This is a genomic window from Acidovorax sp. KNOB132 (assembly GCF_057541515.1).
The window spans coordinates 1-9,249 of record NZ_BAAJYT010000151.1 but is presented as its reverse complement, the minus strand read 5'-3'; the positions used below and the strand labels follow the sequence as shown (position 1 = coordinate 9,249).

Sequence of the window (9,249 nt, the reverse complement as noted above, 5' to 3'; positions counted from 1 at the left end):
CGCCTTCCAGACCAACATCCTCGCCTGACGCCGCCGTGGAAGCGGCCCGCGCCGGCGAGCAGGGTCGGGGTTTCGCCGTGGTGGCCAGCGAGGTGCGCAGCCTCGCGCAGCGCTCGGCCACGGCCGCCAAGGAGATCGGCGGGCTCATCGGCGACAGCGTGCGCCAGGTGGCGGAAGGCTCGCAGCTGGTGCATGCGGCCGGCGGGACCATGGGCGAGATCGTCGACTCGGTGCAGCAGGTGGCGACCATCATCGGCGAGATCGGCACCGCCACACGCGAGCAGAGCACGGGCCTGGGGCAGGTGGGCGAGGCGGTGAACCAGCTCGACCAGATGACGCAGCAGAACGCGGCGCTGGTGGAGGAATCCTCCGCCGCCGCCCAGGGGCTGCGCGTGCAGGCCGCGCAATTGGCCCAACTGGTGGAGGCCTTCCGGCTGCCAGCGGGTTCGGCGCTCGCGGTGCGCTGACCGCCCGAGCCGCGGTGCGCCGGGCGGGGGCGGCCTCGGCGGCAGGCCCACGCTTTACCGGGGATTTACGCCAGCGCGTCAACAGGGCCCGCTGGCGCAGGCGTTGAGCACGCATCAGTCACTTTCCCGGACCGGTGCCCATGATGCTTTCTTCCCCTGTTGTCACTTCTTCCTCCAGGCCCGCATTCGGCGGCCTGGCGGCGGCCCTGGTGGCCGCCACGGTTCTCTCGGGCTGTGTCGTCGCCCCGCCGCCCCGTCCACGCACCGTGGTGGTGGAGCCGCCGCCCGCCCGTGCCGTGATGGTCGAGCCCGCCCCCGTGGTGGTCGTCGCGCCCACCGCACCGCCCGCACCCTATGTCGAGACGATCACCGTGGCGCCTTCGCCCGTGCATGTGTGGGTCGGTGGATTCTGGGAGTGGGGCGGCGGCCGCTACGTCTGGCGGCCGGGCCACTGGACCACGCCGCCGCGCCCCGGCGCGGTGTGGGTGCCCCACCACTGGGAGCCGGGCCCGGGCGACTGGCACATGCGGCCCGGGCACTGGGCGCCCCGCTGAGGCCAGTGCCGCCTGTGCGCTGAAGGCGCTGGGCGACGGGCCGGGAATGCGCGTCAGGCGAGCAGCGCGCGCGCCACGGCCTCGCCCACCTTGATGCCGTCCACCCCGGCCGAAAGAATCCCGCCCGCGTAGCTCGCGCCTTCGCCGGCCGGGTACAGGCCGGCGGTGTTCAGGCTCTGGAAGGCCTCGTTGCGCCCGATCTTGAGGGGCGACGAGGTGCGCGTCTCCACCCCGGTCAGCACCGCGTCGTGCATGTCGAATCCCTTGATCTTCCTGCCGAAGGCCGGCAGCGCCTCGCGCAGGGCCTCGGTGGCGTAGCCGGGCAGGGCGGCATCGAGGTCGGTCAGCGTGACGCCGGGCTTGTACGAGGGCTCCACGGAGCCCAGCGCCGTCGACGCTCGCCGTGCGAGGAAATCGCCCACCAGCTGCGCGGGCGCGTTGTAGTTGCTGCCGCCCAGCACGTAGGCGTTCGACTCCAGCTGGCGCTGCAGCACGATGCCCGCCAGCGGATGCGGCGTCGCGCCGGCCACCAGCGCCTGCACGCCATAGGGGGCGCCCAGCGCCGCCTCGAATGCCACGGGGTCGTGCGGATAGTCGTTGGGGTCGATGGCGACCACCATGCCCGCATTGGCATTGCGCTCGTTGCGCGAATACTGGCTCATGCCGTTGGTGACCACGCGGTGCGGCTCGCTGGTGGCGGCCACCACCGTGCCGCCCGGGCACATGCAGAAGCTGTACACCGCGCGGCCGTTGCCCGCGTGGTGCACCAGCTTGTAGTCGGCCGCGCCCAGCAGCGGGTGCCCGGCGTGCCGGCCCCAGCGCGCGCGGTCGATGAGCCCTTGCGGGTGCTCGATGCGAAAGCCCACCGAGAAGGGCTTGGCCTCCATGTGCACGCCGCGCTCGTACAGCATGGCGAAGGTGTCGCGCGAGCTGTGGCCCAGCGCCATCACCACGTGGTCGGCGCGCAGCGTGTGGGTCTGTCCCGTGGCCTGGTCGAGCACCTGCAGGCCGCGCAGGTGGCGCTGGCCGGCGGCGTCCTGCTCGACCACCACGTCGGTCACGCGCTGCTGGAACCGCACCTCGCCGCCCAGCGCGATGATCTGCTCGCGCAGCGTCTCCACCACCTTGACGAGCTTGAACGTGCCGATGTGCGGGTGCGCCACCGAGAGGATCTCGGGCGGCGCGCCGGCCTGCACGAATTCCTCCATGACCTTGCGGCCCAGGTGGCGCGGGTCCTTGATCTGGCTGTAGAGCTTGCCGTCGCTGAATGTGCCGGCGCCGCCCTCGCCGAACTGCACGTTCGACTCCGCCTGCAGCTCGCGCCGCCGCCACAGGCCCCAGGTGTCCTGCGTGCGCTCGCGTACCGCGCGGCCGCGTTCCAGCACGATGGGCCGGAACCCCATCTGCGCCAGCACCAGCGCCGCGAAGATGCCGCAGGGCCCGAAGCCCACCACCACGGGCCGGTGCGCCAACCCCTCTGGTGCCCGGCCCACCGGCCGCCAGACCATGTCGGGCGTGGGCTGGATGTGGGGCTGGCCGGCGTGGCCCGCCAGCAGCGCGGCCTCCTGCGACGGATCGGCCAGGGTGATGTCGATGATGTACACCGCCAGCAGTTCGGCCTTGCGCGCATCGAAACTGCGCTTGAAGACGTGGACATGGGCGATGCCTTCGGGCGGCAGCGCCAGGATGCGGCAGGCGGCGGCGCGCAGGGCGGGCTCGGGGGATTCGGCCGCGCTGAGCGGCAGCTTGATTTCGGACAGGCGGATCATGGCTTGCGGGCCCGTGTCGATCGGGCGAAGGGCAATGTCGTGGGGACCGGCATGATAAAGGAGGCCCGCGATGCCGGTCAGACAGGGTGCGGCAAGCCCAGCCGATGTGCAGTCATTACTAGGGCATATTGCTATTAATTTAATAGCAATATGCCCTAGTAATGATTGCGCTGGAGGCCTTTTTCCTTGTTGCCGGCGTGCAGGGCCTGCACTGCTCCGAAGTGCATGAGATCGGACCGACCGAATGGCAGCGAAAACGCGACGGCGCAGGGTGCACCTCAAGGTCGCGCCTGGCGCGGGGCCGATGCCGGAGAACGGCTAGTCCGCGCAGAACTGGCAACCCGCCGATGTCAGGTGGTCGACCTTGCACGCGGTGCACCGCGAGACGTCCATCATCGTCCTGCAGGCGCCGCATTTGCCGGGGACGGACGGGTTGTCGCCCACGTTGAGCACGTCATAGATCACGCCTTCCTTTCGGCCGCACGCTGGGCAGTCGAGAAACCCCATGGTGAAGGGCCCGGCTTCGAAATGGCACACCAGGCAGCGTAGATCGCCATGCTCGCTTTCCACCATCGCATCGCTGCCGCAGGCCAGGCAGCAGCGGACCGGGCCGAAGCGATCGAAATCGTCGTACGCGCGGTCAATGGCCTCGTCCACGTAGGATGTCTTTTCGATGAGCTTCTGATACAGGTCCAGGCCGATGAACTGCTTCAGGCTGTTGGACAGGTATTGGTCTTGTGCCCGGAGATTGACCTTCCAGTCGAGCTGGGTGATGACCCGCACCAGCAACCAGATGGACTCGTCCAATACCGTTTCGGGGTCCATGTCCAGGCCGAGGTGCATCAGTTGATTCCTTCGGTTCTGAAAATCGTCGAGAAGCTGGAGGTCCTGGGCGTTGAGAAGCAGACTGGACGAGGCCTTTTTTCGGCTCTCCCAGAAAGCGATGGACTTGAACTGTCCGTCGTGGATGGACTGCAGTAGCTCGGCTTGCGCCTTGGTGTGCAGGCTGGCCACCGCGATGCCTTGCCAACCGACGGTCCTGACGATGCGCAGCTTGGTGAGCAGTTCGAGCGCGGCCTGAATGTTGGCGAGTGTCTGCAGCGCGTTGGTCTCGTTGCGCTCATCCGCCAGCGCGTGTTCCAGAGCGTGCAAAAGGAAATGCCGCGAGGTTTTCTGCAGGCGCCGGATGAGTTCGGCATCGACGGGGTCGGCTGGTTTCATGGTTCGGTTGTTGGAGGTGGGGGCGGCGCATCGGCGCTGTTGCCATGGGCCTGCGACTGGCTCCGGATTCTTTCGTGGACGGTGCCAGGAACTCAGGGGGGAACCCGTGTGAAGGATACGGGCTGACAGACCGGGCGCGGGTGTCCGGTCGCGCGGGGCCGCACCGGGTTGCCATCATCCCTGTCCCGGCATTCCACGGAAAGGGCCTCCAGGCGCAGCCTTGGGTCTTGCGGCGCTCAGCCCGTTTGCTATTTAATTAATAGCACTATGCCCTAGTATTGATTGCGCTGGCGGGCTTTTTGATGCTCGGCCTGGGCGGTGGATTCTCCTGCCATGCCGGGCCGGCGGCGGCCCAGCAACTCCACCCCGCCGAACGCCAGTGCAGCCAGCCCCAGGGGCAGGAAGAAATACAGCATGCGGTAGGCCAGCACCGAGGCCAGTGCCTGCGGTGCGGGCAGGTAGGCCGACAGCACCGCCACGCCCACGGCCTCCAGCACGCCCAGCCCGGCGGGGATGCGCGAGATGAGCCCGGCCACGGCGCCCAGCAGCACCGTCGCCAGCGCGGCCGCATACGGTGCGCGCTGCCCGGTCAGCACCCACAGCGCCGCGCCCATCACCATCCAGTTGGCGGCCGACAGCGCCACCTGCAGCATGCCCACGGGCCAGCGCGGCATGGCGATGCGGTGCCCGCGCAGGTGCACGGGCCGGCCATGGCGCAGGGCGCAGGCGGCAACGTACAGCAGGCTCGCCGCCGTCAGGGCGGCACCCATCCAGCGCAGGTGCTGGGGGCCGACGTGCCAGTTGTCGGGCAGCTGCGGCGACCACAGCCAGAACACCGCGCCCGCCAGGAAGAAATAGCCCAGCCAGTTGGTGAGGATGCTCATCCCGATCACCTGCCCGATGGCCGCCACCGACACGCCCTGCTGCGAGTACAGGCGATAGCGCACCGTCACCCCGCCGATGATCGATCCCAGGTTCAGCGTGAACGGATAGGCGATGAGCGTGATGCCCACCGTGCGCCCGGCCGACAGCCCGTGCCGCGTGTAATGGCGCCCGAACAGGTCGAAGGTGCTGTACAGCAGGTGGCTGGCCAGCGCCAGCGCGCCGCCCAGCAGCAGCACCGGCACCGGCAAGGCCAGGAACGACGCCCAGACCGCGGGCCAGTCCACCGTGCGTGCCTGGCGCACCAGCAGCGAGACGACGAAGAGGACGAAGGCGCCGCTGGCGAGGGTCACGGCCCAGGGCCACCAGCGGTGGGCGGTCAGGCGCTTCCAGCGGCTGTCGGGGCGTGTGGGCGGCGCAGCGCGGTCCCTGGGGGCCCCGGCCTGGGGCCGGGCGGGGTCATGCCCAGGCTTGGCCGGGTCCAGGGAGGACAGGGCCGGGGAGGGCGCCGCTGCCGCCATGGCTCAGGTGGCCGAAGGCCGGTGACCGGTGTCGTGGGCCGGGGGCTCCTGGGCGCGGACCAGCGAGATCTCGGGCTCGTGGCGCGGCAGCCAACCCGCCCAGGAGGGGAACCAGCGCATGACATGGAACAGGAAATAGCTGCGCAGCAGGCGCAGGCCATCCCAGCGCGAGGGTGGCGTGGCCTGGACCTGGCGGCAGCTGTGCTGCATCAGGTGGTCCAGCCGTTCGTGCAGCGTCGCGTTGAAATCCTTGTCGCGGATCACCACGTTCGCCTCGAGGTTGAGCGACAGGCTCAAGGGGTCGAGGTTGCTGGAGCCCACGGTGGACCATTCGCCGTCCACCAGCGCGACCTTGCCGTGCAGCGGCCGGTCGCAATATTCGTAGATGCGCACGCCCGCGCGCAGCAGGTGGTCGTAGAGCATGCTGGCCGCCGTGCGCACGATGGGCATGTCGGGCTGGCCCTGCAGGATGAGCCGCACGTCCACCCCGCGCCGCGCCGCGCGGCGCATTTCGCGGATGAAGCGGTAGCCGGGAAAGAAGTAGGCATTGGCGATCACCACGCGCTCGCGCGCGGCGCGCAGGGCCACGCGGTAGTGGCGCTCGATGTCGTTGGTGTGGTTGTGGTTGTCGCGCGTGACGAAGATGGCATCCGCCGTGCCCGCATGGGGCAGCGGCGGCACGGCGTTCACCCCCTGGCGCGCGCCGTGTGCGTGGGGGCATGACGGCATCGCGCGCGAAGCCCAGCATGTGGGCGACGATGGGGCCGCGCACCTCGACCGAGTAGTCCTGCTTGGCCTCGGGGCCGTAGTCGGCCACGTGGTCGGCCGAGTAGTTGATGCCGCCGATGAAGCCGATCTCCCCGTCCACCACCACGATCTTGCGGTGCATGCGGCGCAGCACGTTCAGCCGCTGGCCGAACAGCCGGCGGCCCGGGTCGAAGATGCGAAAGCGCACGCCGGCATTCACCAGTTCGCCGATGAAGTCTTCCGGCAGATCGGGCGAGCCGAAGCCGTCCACCAGCACATGCACCTCGGCGCCGTTGCGCGCGGCCTGCAGCAGCGCCGCGTGCAGCCCCCGGCCGATCTTGTCGTCGAAGAGGATGAAGGTTTCCAGGATCACCTCGCGCCGTGCCTGCGCGATGGCCTCGAACACGCGGGGGAAGAACGCCTCGCCGTTCTCCAGCAGCGTGAAGTGGTTGCCGGGCACCCAGCGCGAGGGGCGGGAGCGGTGCATCACAGCGAAATCTCCGCGGCCAGGGGCGCGTGGTCCGACAGCTTGTGCCAGGGCTTGCGCGGCAGCACCACCGGCGCGTGCACCGAGGCATTGCGCACGTAGATGCGGTCCAGCGCCAGCAGCGGCATGGAGGCCGGGAAGGTGCGCACGGCCTTGCCCCGCGCATGCATGAACACCTCGTGCAGGCCGGCGCCGGCGCGCAGCACGTCGTGCGCACGGCCGCGCCAGTCGTTGAAGTCGCCCGCCACCACCACCGGGTCTTCGGGCGGAAACGTGGCCACCAGCTCGCACACGCGCTTGAGCTGGCGCTGGCGGTGCGCCTCCTGCAGGCCCAGGTGAACGCAGATGGCATGCACCTGCCGGGCGTGGCCCGGGGGCTGCAGCACGCAGTGCAGCATGCCGCGCCGCTCGGGTCCGCTTACGGAGATGTCGTGGTTTTCGTAGTGGACGATGGGGAACTTGGACAGCAGCGCGTTGCCGTGGTGGCCGTTGTCGTACACCGCATTGCGGCCATAGGCGTATTGGCCCCAGATGGTGTCGGCCAGGAATTCGTAGTGCGGCTCCTGCGGAAAATTGGCCACGCGCCCGGCGTGCCGCTGGTGCGTGCCGAGCACTTCCTGCAGGAAGACCAGGTCGGCCGACACGCCACGCACGGCTTCGCGCAACTCGTGCAGCATGAAGCGGCGGTTGAAGGTGGTGAAGCCCTTGTGCACGTTCACGGTCAGCACCTTGAAGGCAACGGGAGAGGCGGTGGATGGTTCCATGGGGCAATCAGTGAGCGCGGGGGAGGGGCGGGAACCGGGCCGAAAAGCCCGGTTTCAGGCGGGCCCCGCATGGGCTTTGATTGTTTCGATGGCGGTCCGGCTGGGCTGTAGGACGGCTGGCCGAACGCTTGTGACCCGATGGCGGCCGGGCCTGAGGGCCGCCGGCAGCCCGGCTCCCGGGCCGGGGCAGGCGCCTGCCCCAGCCCAAAAAAGGTCCCACCCATGGCGTCGGGTGGGTGGACTGCGCACACTGCCCTGGCCCGGGGCAGCGCGCGGTTTCAGAAAGCGCCTCAGGAGGGCAGGAAGCCCTCGACCGACAGGTAGCGCTCGCCCGTGTCGTAGTTGAAGCCCAGCACCTTGGCGCCAGCGGGCAGCTCGGGCAGCTTCTGTGCGATGGCGGCCAGCGTGGCGCCGGAGGAAATGCCCACCAGCAGGCCTTCCTCGCGCGCGGCACGGCGGGCGTATTCCCGCGCGGGCTCGGCATCGACCTGGATCACGCCGTCAAGCAGGCTGGTGTCGAGGTTCTTGGGCACGAAGCCCGCGCCGATGCCCTGGATCGGGTGCGGGGCCGGCTGGCCGCCGGAGATCACGGGCGAGGCCACGGGCTCCACCGCGAAGATCTTGAGGGCCGGAAACTTCGCCTTCAGCACGCGGCCCACCCCCGTCAGGTGGCCGCCCGTGCCCACGCCGGTGATCAGCGCGTCCAGGCCATCAGGAAAGTCCGCCAGCACTTCCTGTGCCGTGGTGCGCACGTGCACGTCGATGTTGGCGGGGTTTTCGAACTGCTGCGGCACCCAGGCGCCGGGGGTCTGCGCGCGCAGTTCCTCGGCGCGGGCGATGGCGCCCTTCATGCCTTTTTCGCGCGGGGTGAGGTCGAACTGCGCACCGTAGGCCAGCATGAGGCGGCGGCGCTCGACGCTCATGCTGTCGGGCATCACCAGAATGAGCCGGTAGCCTTTCACCGCCGCCACCAGGGCCAGGCCGATGCCCGTGTTGCCCGACGTGGGCTCGATGATCGTGCCGCCGGGCTGCAGCGCGCCGGTGCGTTCCGCGTCTTCCACCATCGACAGGGCGATGCGGTCCTTGATCGAACCGCCGGGGTTGCTGCGCTCGGACTTGACCCAGACGTTGGCACCCGCGCCGAACAGGCGGTTGATGCGCACATGGGGCGTGTTGCCGATGGTTTGCAGGATGTTCTCGACTTTCATGGCGTCTCCAGGTTGGACAGGTACGGGACAGGCAAAAAAAACATTTTGGCCCATGCCTACGACACTCCGCGCATATGGTTATGCCGGCGATGCGGCTTTCTCGATGTCGATGCGCGTGGCACCCGCGCAGGGCGCCATGGCGATGCGCACCGGCAGGCACTGCGCGATGACCTGCGCATTCGTGCTGGCATGCGGGGTGATCGCCTCGGCCGTATAGCTGGCCTGCTGGCCGCTGCGCCAGACGGCGAGGGCCAGTGGCAGCATCCACTGGTCCGCCAGGTGCGGACCGACAGCGCCGCGACTGCGCTCGAACGAGCGCACTTCGCCGGCCAGCTGGCGCGCCACCTGTTCTGCCGGCATGCCGCGCTCGCCCAGCGCGCAGAACACCTCGGTCACCTCGGCATGCTCCAGCACCGCCAGCAGGGCGTTGCCCGGGCCTTCGTTCTGCCGTGCGGGCGGGATGCGCCACGGGTCGTCGCCTTCGCTCCAGTCCAGTTGCTGGCGAAGCGCCGCCAGCTCGCGCACCGCGATGCCGCGGGCCAGGCCCGGCACCAGGGCTTCGGCCCAGGCGCTGCGGCGCGCGCCGCGGTCCAGCAGATCGAACGGCGCCAGCGGGCCAGCCGCGGGCG

At 69.6% G+C, this 9,249-nt stretch carries 8 protein-coding genes and 2 pseudogenes; 2 read left to right on the top strand and 8 right to left on the bottom strand.

Annotation, left to right across the window (positions count from 1 at the left end; translation table 11 throughout):
• Both AC27IO_RS16750 and AC27IO_RS16745 read left to right on the top strand, forming a co-directional pair.
• Positions 1-467, top strand: a pseudogene (locus tag AC27IO_RS16750) (methyl-accepting chemotaxis protein); the annotation flags it as partial.
• Positions 468-610: 143 nt separating this feature from the next.
• Entirely contained in the window at positions 611-1,021 is a 411-nt protein-coding gene (locus AC27IO_RS16745; protein WP_498739765.1) for a hypothetical protein, read from the top strand.
• Positions 1,022-1,074: 53 nt separating this feature from the next.
• Here AC27IO_RS16745 and AC27IO_RS16740 read toward each other — a convergent pair whose 3' ends face one another.
• The 8 genes and pseudogenes from AC27IO_RS16740 to AC27IO_RS16705 form a co-directional block, all read right to left on the bottom strand.
• Entirely contained in the window at positions 1,075-2,790 is a 1,716-nt protein-coding gene (locus tag AC27IO_RS16740) for an NAD(P)/FAD-dependent oxidoreductase (protein WP_498739764.1), read from the bottom strand.
• A gap of 318 nt (positions 2,791-3,108) precedes the next feature.
• Positions 3,109-4,011, bottom strand: coding sequence for a hypothetical protein (locus AC27IO_RS16735; protein ID WP_498739762.1), 903 nt, complete (start codon positions 4,009-4,011; stop codon positions 3,109-3,111).
• A gap of 272 nt (positions 4,012-4,283) precedes the next feature.
• Positions 4,284-5,414, bottom strand: coding sequence for a lysylphosphatidylglycerol synthase transmembrane domain-containing protein (locus tag AC27IO_RS16730; protein WP_317353379.1), 1,131 nt, complete (start codon positions 5,412-5,414; stop codon positions 4,284-4,286).
• A 3-nt stretch (positions 5,415-5,417) separates the two neighbouring features.
• On the bottom strand, positions 5,418-6,095 hold the full coding sequence (gene clsB / locus AC27IO_RS16725) for a cardiolipin synthase ClsB (RefSeq protein ID WP_498739760.1): 678 nt from the start codon (positions 6,093-6,095) through the stop codon (positions 5,418-5,420).
• Between the two features lie 79 nt (positions 6,096-6,174).
• Positions 6,175-6,648: pseudogene (locus AC27IO_RS16720) on the bottom strand (phospholipase D-like domain-containing protein); the annotation flags it as partial.
• The gene (locus tag AC27IO_RS16715) at positions 6,648-7,412 is read right to left on the bottom strand and encodes an endonuclease/exonuclease/phosphatase family protein (RefSeq protein ID WP_272565266.1); all 765 of its coding nucleotides are present in this window, start codon (positions 7,410-7,412) and stop codon (positions 6,648-6,650) included. The pseudogene AC27IO_RS16720 and the gene AC27IO_RS16715, both read right to left, overlap by 1 nt.
• A 290-nt stretch (positions 7,413-7,702) precedes the next feature.
• Positions 7,703-8,620 carry a cysteine synthase A gene (cysK, locus tag AC27IO_RS16710; protein ID WP_284413957.1) on the bottom strand — a complete coding sequence of 306 codons (918 nt, stop codon included), beginning with the start codon at positions 8,618-8,620 and terminating at the stop codon, positions 7,703-7,705.
• Positions 8,621-8,698: 78 nt separating this feature from the next.
• A partial coding sequence (locus AC27IO_RS16705) for an RNA 3'-terminal phosphate cyclase (RefSeq protein ID WP_498739759.1) occupies positions 8,699-9,249 on the bottom strand: 551 nt, incomplete at its 5' end.

Bases quoted from the DNA above. Each gene is read 5' to 3' on its own strand.
- AC27IO_RS16745 (WP_498739765.1), top strand. From the start codon at position 611: ATGCTTTCTTCCCCTGTTGTCACTTCTTCCTCCAGGCCCGCATTCGGC.
- AC27IO_RS16740 (WP_498739764.1), bottom strand. From the start codon at position 2,790: ATGATCCGCCTGTCCGAAATCAAGCTGCCGCTCAGCGCGGCCGAATCC.
- AC27IO_RS16735 (WP_498739762.1), bottom strand. From the start codon at position 4,011: ATGAAACCAGCCGACCCCGTCGATGCCGAACTCATCCGGCGCCTGCAG.
- AC27IO_RS16730 (WP_317353379.1), bottom strand. From the start codon at position 5,414: ATGGCGGCAGCGGCGCCCTCCCCGGCCCTGTCCTCCCTGGACCCGGCC.
- AC27IO_RS16715 (WP_272565266.1), bottom strand. From the start codon at position 7,412: ATGGAACCATCCACCGCCTCTCCCGTTGCCTTCAAGGTGCTGACCGTG.
- cysK (WP_284413957.1), bottom strand. From the start codon at position 8,620: ATGAAAGTCGAGAACATCCTGCAAACCATCGGCAACACGCCCCATGTG.